Below are 13808 nucleotides of genomic sequence, written 5' to 3'. Positions count from 1 at the left end.
GCATGTCTCAGCCCGTCGGTGTACGGGGGCCGAGCGGCCCGGAGCCGGCGAGCAGTTCCGTGAACGCGGCGGTGGCCCCCGTCAGTTCCACCCGGGAGAAGACCGCCAGTCGGCGCCGCCACGGTGGATCGACGGCGAGGACCGCGCAGTCCTCGCCGACCGCGCCCCGGACGACATGGGCCGGAGCCGTGGCGACTCCGACTCCGGCCGCCGCCATCCGTACCGCCGTCGACGTGTGTTCGGTGCGCACCGCCGTACGGGGTGTGAAGCCGGCTTCCCCGCAGGCCAGGTCCAGGAACGGCCGGCCCTGGATCACGGGTTCCATCGCGCAGCGCACCCAGGGCCGGTCGGCCAGCTCCTGCAGGCGGACCGAGGCCCGTCCGGCGAGCGGGTCGTCGAAGGGGACCACCAGGACGATCTCCTCCTCACCGACCGGGACGACCGGCCCCGGCCAGTGCGCGGGCGGCGGGCCGACGGCGAGGTCGGCGGTGCCGCGTTCGAGCTGTTCCGCCAGGGTTTCCGGGGTGGCGTACTCGTGGAGCACGAGAGCGACCCCGGGATGCGCCCGGCGCCAGTGCGCGAAGACGTCCGGGAGGATGCCGACGGCCACCGCGTGCACCGTCGCGATGTGCAGCTCGCCGCCCTCCGCGCCCGCCGCCGCCCGTGCCGCCCGCCGTGCCTGGGCGGCACTGCGTACGGAGCGCTCGGCGTGCGGCAGGTAGGCGCGGCCCATCGGGGTCAGCCGCACACCGCGCGGCAGCCGTTCCAGCAGGGCGCCGCCGACGGTCCGCTCCAGGGCCTTGATCTGGTGGGAGAGCGCGGGCTGGGTGACGTGGAGGATTTCGGCGGCGCGGGTGAACGACGACTCCTCGACGACGGTGACGAAGTACTCCATCTGTCGCAGGCTCATCGTGCTCTCCCCCGCGGGCCGTACCCATGAAGACTGTGCAGGCTCATCGTGCTCTCCCCTGCGGGCCGTACCCATGAAGACTGTGCATCGGTGCCACAGAAACATTGCCTTGGACTCATGGCAAGTGCCGGGCGGAGGCTGTGGTCATGACACCAACAACGGATGGGCACGAGACCGATGTCCTGGTGATCGGCGGTGGCACCGGCGGATACTCCACCGCCCTGCGGGCAGCTTCCCTCGGGCTGAAGGTGGCCCTCGTGGAGCGCGACAAGGTGGGCGGCACCTGTCTGCACCGCGGCTGCATTCCCAGCAAGGCCATGCTGCACGCCGCCGAACTCGTGGACGGTATCGCGGAGGCCGGGGAGCGGTGGGGGGTGAGGGCGACCCTGGACCCGGTGGACTGGCCGGCCCTGGTCGCCACCCGGGACGACATCGTGGCGCGCAACCATCGCGGGGTGGTGGACCACCTCGCGCACGCTGCGGTCGAAGTGGTGCACGGAAGCGCCGAGTTGACCGGTCCGCGCAGTGCGCATGTCACCGGTCACGGAACGATCGTCGCGCGCCGCGGCATCGTCCTGGCGACCGGCTCGCGACCGCGCATGCTGCCGGGGCTGGAGGCCGACGGGCACCGCGTCGTCACCAGCGACGACGCACTCTTCGCGCCGGGGCTGCCGCGGTCCGTGCTGGTGCTGGGCGGTGGGGCGATCGGCGTCGAGTACGCCTCGTTCCACCGGTCGATGGGTGCCGATGTGACGCTGGTGGAGGCCGCGGACCGGCTCGTTCCGCTGGAGGACGTCGACGTGTCACGTCATCTGACCCGGGGTCTGAAGAAGCGCGGGATCGATGTGCTCACGGGGGCGCGGCTGCTCGGCGCGGAGGTGGTCGGCGACGGGGTGTCCGCGACGGTACGCACCCCGCGCGGCGAGTCCCGCACGGTGCGGGCCGAGCGACTGCTCGTCGCGGTGGGGCGGGTGCCGGTGACCGAAGGGCTCGGTCTCGCGGCGGCGGGACTGGCCGTCGACGAGCGCGGCCATGTCGCGCCCGCCGACTGGTCACGGCTCGAAACGTCCGTGCCGGGCATCCACGTGGTGGGCGATCTGCTGCCGCCGCCGTCCCCCGGGCTGGCCCACGCGTCGTTCGCGGAGGGCATGTCGGTCGCCGAGACGCTGGCCGGACTGAGCACACCGGCGGTGGACTACGCCGCCGTGCCGAGGGTCACGTACTCGTCCCCGCAGACCGCCGCTGTGGGCCTGACCGAGGCCCGGGCCCGTGACGCCGGGCACGATGTCGTGGTGGGCAGCATGCCGCTGACCGCCGTGGCCAAGGGGATGGTGCACGGGCGGGGCGGGACGGTGAAGGTGGTCGCCGAGCGGAACGGGCGGGTCCTCGGGGTGCATCTGGTCGGGCCGCAGGTCTCCGAGATGATCGCCGAGAGCCAGCTGATCGTGGGGTGGGACGCCGAACCGGCCGATGTGGCCCGTCACGTACACGCCCATCCGACGCTCTCCGAGGCGGTCGGCGAGGTCTTCCTCACCCTCGGTGGACGCGGCCTGCACCAACGGACCTGAGCCGGGCCGCCCGTCGCCGGCCTTCGACGTGGCCCGGCGACGGGCGCACCGGCCGTTCGACCGGCTCCGGCCGGCTCCGGCGGCTCCTCGGGCGGGGGCTCGGCCGGCTCTCAGGCAGGGGGGCCGAGCACGGGCGCGGAGAGCCGGAAGCTCATCCGGCCGAAACTCACCTGGTCCCCGTCGCGGACCGGGACCGTGCCGGTGACCCGCTGGCCGTTGACGCAGGTGCCGTTGGTCGAGCCGAGGTCGCGCAGCAGCCAGTGCCCGCCCTGGGCGGTGAGCTCCGCGTGCTGCCGGGAGACGGTCTCGTGGTTGAGCCGCAGCCCGTTCACCGGATCGCGGCCGATCCGCAGCGGGTGCGGGCTGGGCGCCGGGAGCAGGAGCTTGGGGAGCCGTTCGGTCTGCCAGACCCGGCGCACCCGGCCGGGGAATCCGGACACCCCGCTCACCACCCGGAGTATCCGCCGGGACCAACGGCCCTCGCTCTCCAGGTCGGCGGTGAGCGCCTCCAGTTCCTCGGGGCGGCGGGCGGTGAGGACGAGCTCCATGCGCCGCATGAAGGTGTCGTGGGAGAGCTTGCCCTGTGCCGCGCCGTCTCTGAGTACGCCGAGCACACGATCGCGCTGGGCATCGGACAGCCGCACGGGATACGTGTGGGACTCGAAGGAGGACGTCACGCGGCCAATTGTCGGTCCGACCGCCCCGGAGTGTCCAGAACATGCCCGTGGTCCGCCCCTCGGCCTGCCCGGCGCACCTCTTGGGAACCCGTTCGTCACGCCCCGCCGGCGCCGCCGCGGATATCCCCGCGCGGGGCCGCGACGACGCTGCTACCGTCTCCCGCCGCGGCCCGCACAGCATTCGCCGGTGGGCCGATGTCCGCACTTCAAGGAGCTTGTGTGACCCGTGCACCACAGGAACTGACCATCCGTCCGCTCGTCGGTCCCGAGGAACTGGGGCTCTTCCGCCGACTGTCGTACACCCTCGATCACGAGCTCGTCGACGACCTGGGGAGCGGACGGCGTCGCCCCGAGTGGATGTGGGTGGCGTTGCGCGGCGAGCGCCTGGTGGCGCGGGTCGCGTGGTGGAGCAAGGGCGGGGAGACGCCGCTGTTCCTCGACTTCTTCGACCTGGACGACACCCTGCCCGAACCCGAACGAGGCGAGGCGGGCCTGAAGCTGCTGGAGGCGGCGACGGCGGCGGTCGTGCCGGCCGGCTCCCCGCGGCCCGAGTACGGACGCTTCGTACCGTCCGACTGGCGCGAGGACCCGGTCACCCGTGACGCCGTCGAGGCCCGGATCCGGGTCATGGAGCGCTCCGGTGCGCGGATGCTGGTCGAGCGGCTCCGCCTGGAGTGGCGCGCCGGTACGCCGGTCCCCGCCGGCAGCGGCCGGCTCCGGTTCCGCCCGGTCGACGGCCGCGAGGACCTTCTCGCCCTGATGACACCGGTGATGGAGGGCACCCTGGACGCTCATGGGCAGGCCGACCTGGCGTCCGGGCTCAGTGCCCGCGAGGCCGCCGAGAAGCACTACGACGAGGAGCTGGCGGTGTACCGGACACCGCGCGCGTGGTGGCGGATCGCCGAGCTGCCCGACGGTGAACCGGTCGGCTTCGTGATCCCGGCCCGCAACGACTACAACCCGATCGTCGCGTACATCGGTGTGCTGCCCGCCCACCGCGGCCACGGCTACATCGACGACATCCTCGCCGAAGGCACCCGGGTGCTGGCCGCGCAGGACGGTGTGGAGCGCGTCCGGGCCGCCACCGACCTCGGCAACGTCCCGATGGCCAGGGCCTTCGCACGTCTCGGGTACGTGAACTTCGAGCGGTCCTTCGACATGGTGTGGGACTGACCGGGCTGCGGGGCTGAATCCTGTGGACGGCCCGCCGGAGCACCGGTTATGGTGACGACCCCGCCCCAGAACCGAGGAAGGAGGCGAGAACAGTGCGTACACCCACCCTTTCGTTCCCGCGCTCCCGTCCCGTTCGCCGGGCGGCATCGGTTTCTGTCTGACCGGGAGCGCACCGCTTCTTCCGGAGGACTGTTTCCATGACCGATCTGGTCGTCCGCGCGCTCACCGAGAGCGACGCGCACCTCTTCCACACCATGCGGGGCCGTGACCTCGTCGGCCGCGCCGCGTTCGGGCACCGGTACGCCACTGCGGACAACGGCGGCGACTACCGCCCCGAGTGGACCTGGGTCGCCCTGCGCGACGGTGTCGTGGTGGCCCGTGCCGCCTGGTGGGCCGGGCCCCACGACACCGAGCCGGTGCTGCTCAACTGGTTCGACTTCGCCGACGGCGAGGAGGCGGCGGGCGCCGAACTGCTGCGCCGCGCACCGCTGCACGCCGAGTACGAACTGATCCTGCCCGCCGACTGGCGGGAGCGGCCCGATGTCCGGGCCGCCGCGCAGGGCCGGATCTCCGCCGCCCGCGCGGCCGGGATGAAGCCGCTGGTAGAGCGGTACAACTACCGGTGGAAGCCGGAGTTCGGCCTGCCCGAGCGGCCGGGGCGGCTGGAGTTCCGGCCGGAGCCGGACGACGAGGTGATCCTCGATGTGCTGCGCCGGGTCCACTCCGTCACGCTGGACGCCCATGCCCGAAAGGCCATCGAGGCCGGCGGTCCGGAGCAGGCGGCGCGGGAGGAGCTCGAATTCTTCCACTGGTGCCCCTCGCCGCGCTCCTGGTGGCAGTTGGCGTACACCGCCGCCGGTGAACCGGTCGGCATCCAGGTGCCCGCCCGCAATCCGTCCGGCCCGTGCGTCGGCTTCATCGGTGTCGTGCCCGAGCAGCGGGGGCACGGCTACGGGTACGACCTGCTCGCGGAGTGCACCCACTTCCTGGCGGCCGAGGGCGCCGAGTTCATCGCGGGCGCCACCGACCGGGGCAATGTGCCGATGGCGGCCGCGTTCGCCAGGGCCGGTCATCGCATCAACCAGGAACGCGTCCATCTCGTGTGAGTTCAGGGGCTGTTTCCGCCAGCCATCGCAGGCGGAGCCGCTGCGCGGCGGGGATCTTCGCGTCCTCGCCGCGCGGCCCCACGCCGAGCAGCAGATTGCCGCCCCGGGCCGCCGTATCCCGTACCAGCGATTCCAGCGCCCGCCGGCCGAGGTGCGCCTCGGGCGGGGAGTTGCGGTTGTAGCCGGAGCCGTGGTCGATGGAGCGGGTGATCTCGTACGGGTCCGGTCCGGCGTGGCGGGCGGACTCAGGGGTGCGGAAGTCGTAGTACGGGGGCCGGCGCGGCACGAAGCCCCCGCCCCGGGCGGTGGTGCGGCGTTCCCGGTTGTTGTACAGGGCCTTGGCGCCGGGGACGGACAGTGTGCGCCAGACCGGTGCGCGGGGCAGCAGCCGATCGTTGACGACGCCGTGCGGGACGGTGAAGCGGTAGTACTCGACGATCCTCTGGACGTCGGTGCGTGAGCCGGGCCAGGCGATGTCGTTCCAGAGTATGTCGGGGTGGTGACGGCGGATCAGTTCGCGCAACTGGGCGCCGGCGTAGGCCGGGTAGCGGCCGCGCGGGACAGCCGAGACGGTGTCCGCGCCGGTTCCGATCGGGCGGTCGTCGAAGGTCCAGTCGAGTCCGCCCGAGTAGTGGATGCCGAACCGCAGCCCCTCGGCCCGTACGGCTTCGGCGAATTCGCCGACGACGTCGCGTGGGGTGTGCCAGCCGGCCCGGTGCGGGTTGGCGACCTCGGAGGGCCAGAGGCAGAAGCCGTCGTGGTGCTTGGTGACGAGGACGGCGTAACGGGCGCCCGCGGCACGGAAGTCACGGGCCCACGCGGTGGGATCCCACTGCTCCAGGGCGTCGTTGAAGTCGCCTCCGAAGGCGGCGTACGGGCGGCTGCCGTAGGTCGCGCGGTGGTGGGCCGAGACGGGGCTGCCGGGGAACCGGAGCGCGTTCTCGTACCACTGCACGTACGGCGTCCAGCCGAGCGGCGACCGGCGCCCGGCCAGGGGGAGTTCGGCCGCGGGGACGTACGGCGGGGCCCAGCCCGGTACGGAGGCGGGCGTCCAGTGCACGAATATCCCGAGGCCGGCCCGGGACCACCATGAAGCAACCATGCCGCGAAGTATGGATCACTCCGGGGGCCGTCCGTCGGGTCAGTGTGCCGGGCTGCCCGTCTTCTGCGTACGGATCAGGTCGCGGTACCAGGCGTAGGAGTCCTTGGGGGTGCGGCGCAGCGTCTCGTAGTCGATGTGGACGAGACCGAAGCGCTTGCTGGCGCCCTCGGTCCATTCGACGTTGTCGGTGAGCGACCAGGTGAAGTAGCCGCGTACGTCGACCCCGGCGTCGATGGCCGTGCGCAGGGCCCGCAGGTGGCCTTCGAGGTAGGCGATCCGGCGGGTGTCCTCGGCGGGCTCGTCGACGGCGCAGCCGTTCTCGGTGATGTAGAGCGGGGGGAGCCGGTCGCCGTAGCGGGTGTGGAGCTGGACGAGGGTCTCGCGCAGGCCGTCGGGGACGACGGGCCAGCCGAAGTCGGTCCTCTCGTAGCCCTCTATCTCGCGGATGCCGAAGGGGAGTTCGGGGGGCATCCGGTAGCCGGAGAAGGTCTCCGGGGCGCTGGTGTCGGGGGCGCCGACGAGGGTGGGGTTGTAGTAGTTGATCCCGTACCAGTCGAGCGGGGTGGAGATGGTCGTGAGGTCGTCCTCGACCGGGCCCGGCATCAGTGCGGCGATGTTCTCGTCGGGGTAGCGGCCGGTGAGGACCGGGTCGGCGAACATCCAGTTGGTGATGGTGTCGTACAGTTCCGCGCCCAGCCGGTCCTCGTCGCGGTCGCCGGCGGTCCAGACGGGGGTGTGCGAGACGGCGATGCCGATGTTGTCGGCGCCCGCGCCGCGCAGCGCGCGCACGGCGAGGCCGTGGGCGAGGAGCTGGTGGTGGGCGGCGGGCAGGGCGTCGAAGAGGAGGGTGCGGCCCGGTGCGTGCTCGCCGAGGGCGTAGCCGAGCAGTGTCACCTCGGCCGGTTCGTTGATGGTGATCCACATCGGTACGCGGTCGGCGAGGCGTTCGGCGACGATGCCCGCGTACTCGGCGAAGCGGTAGGCGGTGTCGCGGTTGAGCCAGCCGCCCTCCTCGTCGAGCGGCAGTGGGGTGTCCCAGTGGTAGAGGGTGGGGGCCGGGGTGATTCCGTGGGCGCACAGTTCGTCGACGAGGCGGTCGTAGAAGTCGAGCCCCTGCGGGTTGACCGGTCCGCTGCCGCCGGGCACGACGCGCGGCCAGCTGACGGAGAACCGGAAGGCGTCGGCGCCGAGGCCGGCCAGCAGGGCGACGTCCTCGCGGTAGTGCTGGTGGAAGCCGGTGCCGCGGGTGGTGTCGGTGCCGTCCTTGATCCGTCCGGGCTGTGCGGCGAAGGCGTCCCAGCCGGAGGGGCCCTTGCCGTCGGTGTCGGACGCCCCCTCGGTCTGGAAGGCGGACGCTGAGGCTCCCCAGAGGAAGCCGGGCGGGAACGACGGCACAGTCATCTCGGCCTCCACAGCCGTACGAGGGAGTGCGTATTGAGCGGAACCTGACGGGGCAATGATCAGAACCAGACCTTAATCGCCAGTAACGGGCTCGATCCAGTGTTGTGGGCCGGTGATCGTGGCCGCTGCCCACGATGGGGCGCGGGGCGATGAGACGAGGAGCGTTGCATGCTGTTCGAGGTATGGGCACCGGAGGCGGACGAGGTGGGGCTGCGGCTGGCGGGCGAGCCGTGGGAGATGGAGCGTGATCCGGCCCGTTCCGGCTGGTGGACGGCCGAGGCGCCGGCGTCGGACGGGGACCGCTACGGCTTCGTCCTGGACGGGGGCGGGAGCGCCGGGCGGGTGCTCCCCGATCCGCGTTCACGGCGCCAGCCGGACGGCCCGGACGGCGAGAGCGCCGTCGTCGACCACTCGTTGTTCGAATGGCGCGGCGACTGGCCGGGCCGGGGGCTGCCGGGCGCCGTGCTGTACGAGCTGCACATCGGTACGTACACCGAGGAGGGCACCTTCGACGCCGCGGCCGCCCGGCTGGGGCATCTGGCCGAGCTCGGTGTCACCCATGTGTCGCTGATGCCGGTCTGCCCGTTCCCCGGAACCCACGGGTGGGGGTACGAGGGGGTGTCGCTGTGGGCGGTGCACGAGCCGTACGGCGGACCGGACGGGCTGAAGCGCTTTGTCGACACGGCGCACGGTCTGGGGCTCGCGGTCCTGCTGGACGTGGTCCACAACCATCTCGGCCCGTCCGGCAACCACCTGCCCGCCTTCGGCCCGTACTTCACCGAGACCCATCACACGCCGTGGGGAGCGGCGGTCAATCTGGACGCCCCCGGTTCGGACGAGGTGCGGGCCTTCCTGCTGGGCAGCGCGCTCGGCTGGCTGCGGGACTACCGGCTGGACGGGCTGCGGCTGGACGCCGTGCATGCCCTGGCCGACGGCCGGGCGCTGACCTTCCTGGAGGAACTGTCGACGGCGGCCGACGCGCTCGCGGCGGAACTGGGCCGTCCGCTGCCGCTGATCGCCGAGTCGGACCGCTGTGACCCGAGGACCACGACACCGCGCGAATCGGGCGGCATCGGGCTGCACGCCCAGTGGAACGACGACTTCCACCACGCCCTGCACACCGCGCTGACCGGTGAGTCCCAGGGCTATTACGCGGACTTCGCCCGGGCTCCGCTGGCCGCCGTCGCCAAGACCGTGACCAGCGCGTTCTTCCACAACGGGACGTACTCCAGCTTCCGGGGCCGGACCCACGGCCGTCCCGTCGACATCGCCCGCACGCCCGCCCACCGCTTCGTCGGCTACGCCCAGACCCACGACCAGATCGGCAACCGCGCCCTGGGCGACCGGCTCTCCGCGACGCTCTCCCCCGGCCTGCTGGCCTGCGCCGCGGCCCTCGTGCTGACCGGGCCCTTCACTCCGATGCTGTTCATGGGCGAGGAGTGGGGCGCCCGCACCCCCTGGCAGTTCTTCACCGACCACACCGATCCGGAGCTCGCCGAGGCGGTCCGCAACGGCCGGCGGCGCGAGTTCGCGGCGCACGGCTGGGCGGCGGACGAGGTTCCGGACCCGCAGGACCCGGCCACCCGCGACCGCTCCTGTCTGGACTGGGACGAACCGTCGCGGGAGCCGCACGCCCGCCTGCACGCCTGGTACCGGGAGCTGATCGCACTGCGCCACGCGCTGCCCGACCTCAGCGATCCGGATCTGGCGTCGGTGCGCACCGCCCACGACGAACAGGCGCGCTGGCTGGCGTACCGCAGGGGCGATCTGCGGATCGCGGTCAACCTGGGCGAGAAGCCGGCCACGATCCCGCTGGGCGGCGGCCGGCACCAGGGCGGCGGGGACCGGGTGGTGGCGGCGTGGGAGCCGGTGGCGGCCCCGGGCGCCGACGGGCTGCTGCATCTGCCGCCGGAGTCGTGCGTGGTGCTGGCCGACGGCTGAGGGGCCCGGGCGCGGCGGCCGGGCCCCCGCGTCCGGCTACTCGACGATCGCGAGTTCGCGCGCCGTGCTGTTGAGGCGCCGGCCGCCGTCCTCGGTCACGGTCACGATGTCCTCGATCCGTACCCCGAACCGGCCCGGCAGATAGATGCCCGGCTCCACCGAGAAGCACATCCCGGGCACCAGCGGCTGCTCCTCGCCCTCGATCATGTACGGCGGTTCGTGGGTGGTGACGCCGATGCCGTGGCCGGTGCGGTGGATGAAGCGTTCGCCGTAACCGAACTCGGTGATGACGGCGCGGGCCGCCCGGTCGATCTCCTGGCAGGCGACGCCAGGACGGACCGCCTTGCAGCCCGCCTCCTGCGCCTCCCGCACGATGTCGTGGACCCGCTGCTCCTCGGCGGTGGGCTCGCCGACGTGGACCGTTCGGGAGGTGTCCGAGCCGTAGCCGTGCTTGAGACCACCGAAGTCGAGTACGACCATGTCGCCACGCTCGATGGTGCGCTCCCCGGCCTCGTGGTGCGGGTTGGCGCCGTTGGGGCCGGAGCCGACGACCGTGAAGTCGACCTGGGAGTGCCCGAACCGCTTGAGCAGTCCGGCCAGTTCGGCCGCGATGTCGGTCTCCTTGCGGCCGGAGAAGCGCACCTTGAGGATCTCGCCGTACGTGGCGTCGGCGGCGGCCCCGGCGGCCGCCAGCCGCTCCAGCTCGGGGGCGTCCTTCACGGCGCGCAGCATCGGCAGGGCCTCGGTGAGCGAGACGTACGAGGTGTCCGGCAGCGTCCGCCGGAGCCCGAGCAGATGCATCGCCCAGGCGTTGTCGCTGATCCCGAACCGGCCGTGGCCGTCGAGCAGCGGGGCGGTGACGGCGTAGGGGTCCTGGCCGTCGGTCCAGTCCCGCAGGGTGAGCGCCGGGGCGCCGACGGCCCTCTCCGCGTCCGGGGCCTCCAGCGTCGGGACGACGAGGACCGGGTCCTGCCCCGGTGCGAGGACGAGGACGGTGAGGCGTTCGGTGTTCACGGGCCGGTAGCCGGTGAGGTGGACGAGATCGGGGCCGGGAGCGACCAGCACGCCCGCGAGCCCGGCCTCGGCTGCGGCGTCGGCCGCGCGCGTCATGCGGGCCCGGTAGTCGTCGGCGGTGAACGGCACGGGCGTGCTCTGGCTGGACATGCGGGACCTCCTGGCGGCGCGACACGGCACACAGCATCCTGCCCGTCCGCGCCTGCCGACGCGAGCGGGGCCCTGTCTTCCCGATCCGGCCGTACGACAAGGCCGGGGCTCAAGATTCCCGATCCGGCCGTACGACGAGGTCGGCGCGGGTGCGGCCCCGCTCGACCAGGCGCGCGTTGGCTTCGTCGGACCGCGCCACCCAGCGCTCGGCGTACGGCCTGGGCTTCCCGAACCGCACATGGCGCTCGACGAGCCGCCGTACCCGCAGCACCGGGTCGGTGTCCAGGAACCACACCTCGTCGAGCAGCCCGCGCACGGGCGCCCAGGGGCCCTCGTCGTGCAGCAGGTAGTTGCCCTCGGTGATGACCAGCGGGATGTCCGGGGGTACCGGGACGGCGCCGGCGATCGGCTCCTCCAGGGCGCGGTCGAAGGCGGGCGCGTACACGGTGGTACCCGGCTGCGGTGTGCGCAGGCGTCCGAGGAGGGCGGCGTACCCGGCGGCGTCGAAGGTGTCGGGGGCACCCTTGCGCGCGGCGCGGCCGAGCCGCTCCAGCTCGATCCGGGCGAGGTGGAAGCCGTCCATGGGAACGAGGACGGCGAGGCCGTCGAGCGCGTCGACGAGCTGGGCCGCCAGGGTGGACTTCCCGGCCCCGGGCGGCCCGGCGATGCCGAGGATGCGGCGATGGCCGGGGACTGCGAGACGCCGGGCGCGGGCGCCCGCCCCGCTGGGATCTCCGGTGGCCGGATCGCTGATGTCCATACGGGGCATTGTCGCGAACCGGAGGCGTCAGCGCGCCCCCTTGCCCTCCAGGTACGCCAGCACCGCCAGCACCCGCCGGTGCACGGTGCCGTCGTCGGGCTCCAGGCCGAGCTTGGCGAAGATCGAGCCGATGTGCTTGCTCACCGCCCGTTCCGACACGACCAGTTCGGCGGCGATGGTGCCGTTCGCCTTGCCCTGCGCCATCAGTTCCAGCACCTCGCGCTCGCGCGGGGTGAGGCTCTGCAGCGGCTGGGCCGACGACTTGCGGGTCAGCAGCTGGGTCACCACCTCGGGGTCGAGCGCCGTGCCGCCGCCCGCCACCCGCTCCAGCGCCTGGAGGAACTGGTCGACCCGGCCGATCCGGTCCTTCAGCAGGTAGCCGATGCCCTGCGCGCCCCGGGCGAGCAGCTCGGCGGCGTACGTCTCCTCCACGTACTGCGAGAGCACCAGGATCGGCAGTTCGGGCAGCTCCGCGCGGGCGGCGAGCGCGGCGCGCAGTCCCTCGTCGCGGAAGGTGGGCGGAAGACGTACGTCGAGCACGGCGGCGTCCGGGCGGTGTTCCAGCAGGGCGGGCAGCACCTCGGGCCCGGTCGCCACGTCGGCCACCACCTCGTGGCCCGAGCTGGTGAGCAGCAGGATCAGGCCCTCCCGCAACAGCGCGTTGTCCTCGGCGATCACGATCCGCACGGCAGCTCCACTTCGATGTCCGTCGGCCCCCCGATGGGGCTGCTGATGCGGGTGGTGCCGTCCAGAGCGGCGATCCTCCGCCCGATGCCGACCAGACCGCTGCCGGTGGAGGGGTTCTGCGAGGTGCCGTGCCGTTCGTCCGCGCCGCCGTGCCCATTGTCGCTGATGGTCACCCGCAGGCTGCCGGGGGTACGGGCGATGCGCACGGTGGCCGCCGTCGCGCCGCTGTGTTTGCTGATGTTGGTGAGTGCCTCGGCGATGACGAAGTAGGCGGCGGCCTCGATCGCGGCCGGAAGCCGTCGGCCGTCCTCCACGCCGTCCAGCTCCGCCGCGACGGGAACGCCCGCGTCGGCGGCCAGCGCCCTTACCGCACCGGCCAGTCCGCGGTCCGTCAGCACGGGGGGATGAATGCCGCGCACGACGTGCCGGAGCTCCGCGAGGGCCGCCTCCGCGCCGTCCTGCGCCTCGTCCAGACGGACGCGCGCGGCGGCCGGGTCGCTGTCGAGGAGCCGTCTGGCGAGGCCGATGCGCAGGGACAGGGCGACGATCCTGGCCTGGGCGCCGTCGTGCAGATCGCGTTCGATGCGGCGCAGTTCGGCGCCGTGCGCCTCCACCGCGCCTGCCCGGCTCTCGGTCAGCTGGGCGATGCGCTCGGCGAGCGCGGTGGACGGCGAGGAGGTGAGCAGGGACCTGGTCCAGCCGGCCGACAGGTCGGCGAGTACGCAGTGCCAGCGCAGCACCCAGCCGGGCCGCTCGGGCACCGGTGTGCCGTATTCGTCGGCGGCCCGCCGGTCCAGCAGGCGCACGACCGGCAGCGCGGCGCCGTCCACGAGGAGCCCGACCGGCCACAGCACCATGGCCGCGTATGCGACCGCATTGCCCATGAGCGCCTGGAGCGGCAGCCAGAGCGCGTCGCGCCACACCGTCGGATCGGTGAGTACGCGCCGCACCCGTTCGGAGAGTTCGGCGCTGTCCAGTGGCGGATAGAGCGTCGGTGTGAACTCGACGCCCAGCCGCCTCGCCGCCCTGCGCCGCTCGAACTCCGCGAACCGGCGCAGCACCTTGGCGGCCTCCGGCAGCGCGGGCAGCCCGATGACCACGGCGCCGAACAGCAGGACCGCCACCACCAGGAACGCGCTCACATACGCGAGCAGCGCGACCCCGATACCGACGGCCAGATAGCGCGACGCGTCCCAGGAACGCCGGATGGCGGTGGTCAGCGGGGCGGGTGCGGTGCTCATGGCGGACCACGTTACGGGGGTTGTCCGGCCGCCGGAGTGGGGCCCTCCCCCGGGCCTCGGTGGAGCTGGCTGCACCCC

12 protein-coding genes are annotated in these 13808 nt (G+C 73.0%); 4 read left to right on the top strand and 8 right to left on the bottom strand.

Features of this window, described 5'->3' with window-relative positions:
• Positions 1-7 precede the first annotated feature (7 nt).
• Positions 8-910: a LysR substrate-binding domain-containing protein gene (locus ACGF8B_RS08570; protein WP_392736003.1), complete on the bottom strand. Its 903-nt coding sequence runs from the start codon at positions 908-910 to the stop codon at positions 8-10.
• A gap of 146 nt (positions 911-1056) precedes the next feature.
• On the opposite strand from ACGF8B_RS08570, the gene lpdA reads away from it, so the two are divergent.
• Positions 1057-2478 carry a dihydrolipoyl dehydrogenase gene (gene lpdA, locus ACGF8B_RS08565; RefSeq protein ID WP_392736001.1) on the top strand — a complete coding sequence of 474 codons (1422 nt, stop codon included), beginning with the start codon at positions 1057-1059 and terminating at the stop codon, positions 2476-2478.
• A 110-nt stretch (positions 2479-2588) separates the two neighbouring features.
• Here the strand turns inward: lpdA and ACGF8B_RS08560 are convergent, their stop codons facing one another.
• Positions 2589-3155 carry an FHA domain-containing protein gene (locus ACGF8B_RS08560; protein WP_392735999.1) on the bottom strand — a complete coding sequence of 189 codons (567 nt, stop codon included), beginning with the start codon at positions 3153-3155 and terminating at the stop codon, positions 2589-2591.
• A 195-nt stretch (positions 3156-3350) separates the two neighbouring features.
• Between ACGF8B_RS08560 and ACGF8B_RS08555 the strand changes: the two genes are divergently transcribed.
• Positions 3351-4328, top strand: a complete 978-nt coding sequence (locus ACGF8B_RS08555) for a GNAT family N-acetyltransferase (protein ID WP_392735997.1) — start codon at positions 3351-3353, stop codon at positions 4326-4328.
• A gap of 197 nt (positions 4329-4525) precedes the next feature.
• Entirely contained in the window at positions 4526-5434 is a 909-nt protein-coding gene (locus ACGF8B_RS08550; protein WP_392735995.1) for a GNAT family N-acetyltransferase, read from the top strand.
• On the opposite strand, the gene ACGF8B_RS08545 is transcribed toward ACGF8B_RS08550, so the two are convergent.
• Both ACGF8B_RS08545 and ACGF8B_RS08540 read right to left on the bottom strand, forming a co-directional pair.
• Positions 5406-6536 (bottom strand): alpha-L-fucosidase, encoded by a 1131-nt coding sequence (locus ACGF8B_RS08545; RefSeq protein WP_392735992.1) that lies wholly within the window; start codon positions 6534-6536, stop codon positions 5406-5408. The genes ACGF8B_RS08550 and ACGF8B_RS08545 overlap by 29 nt on opposite strands.
• A gap of 39 nt (positions 6537-6575) precedes the next feature.
• Positions 6576-7937, bottom strand: coding sequence for a GH1 family beta-glucosidase (locus tag ACGF8B_RS08540; protein ID WP_392735990.1), 1362 nt, complete (start codon positions 7935-7937; stop codon positions 6576-6578).
• Between the two features lie 168 nt (positions 7938-8105).
• Here ACGF8B_RS08540 and treZ point away from each other — a divergent pair, with 168 nt between their 5' ends.
• Positions 8106-9878 carry a malto-oligosyltrehalose trehalohydrolase gene (gene treZ / locus ACGF8B_RS08535; protein ID WP_392735989.1) on the top strand — a complete coding sequence of 591 codons (1773 nt, stop codon included), beginning with the start codon at positions 8106-8108 and terminating at the stop codon, positions 9876-9878.
• Positions 9879-9914: 36 nt separating this feature from the next.
• Here treZ and ACGF8B_RS08530 read toward each other — a convergent pair whose 3' ends face one another.
• The 4 genes from ACGF8B_RS08530 to ACGF8B_RS08515 all read right to left on the bottom strand — a co-directional run bounded on the left by ACGF8B_RS08530 (position 9915) and on the right by ACGF8B_RS08515 (position 13730).
• Complete coding sequence (locus ACGF8B_RS08530; RefSeq protein ID WP_392735987.1) at positions 9915-11042, bottom strand: M24 family metallopeptidase; 1128 nt, start codon at positions 11040-11042, stop codon at positions 9915-9917.
• 109 nt (positions 11043-11151) lie between these two features.
• Positions 11152-11802 (bottom strand): nucleoside/nucleotide kinase family protein, encoded by a 651-nt coding sequence (locus tag ACGF8B_RS08525; protein ID WP_392735985.1) that lies wholly within the window; start codon positions 11800-11802, stop codon positions 11152-11154.
• Positions 11803-11829: 27 nt separating this feature from the next.
• Complete coding sequence (locus ACGF8B_RS08520; protein ID WP_392735983.1) at positions 11830-12489, bottom strand: LuxR C-terminal-related transcriptional regulator; 660 nt, start codon at positions 12487-12489, stop codon at positions 11830-11832.
• Positions 12477-13730: a sensor domain-containing protein gene (locus ACGF8B_RS08515; RefSeq protein WP_392735981.1), complete on the bottom strand. Its 1254-nt coding sequence runs from the start codon at positions 13728-13730 to the stop codon at positions 12477-12479. Before ACGF8B_RS08515 ends, ACGF8B_RS08520 begins: the two co-directional genes overlap by 13 nt.
• Positions 13731-13808: the final 78 nt, after the last annotated feature.

Source organism: Streptomyces sp. NPDC047917 (assembly GCF_043204345.1).
GTDB classification, from domain to species: Bacteria; Actinomycetota; Actinomycetes; order Streptomycetales; family Streptomycetaceae; genus Streptomyces; species Streptomyces sanglieri.
This window is presented reverse-complemented; position numbering and strand designations above follow the sequence as displayed.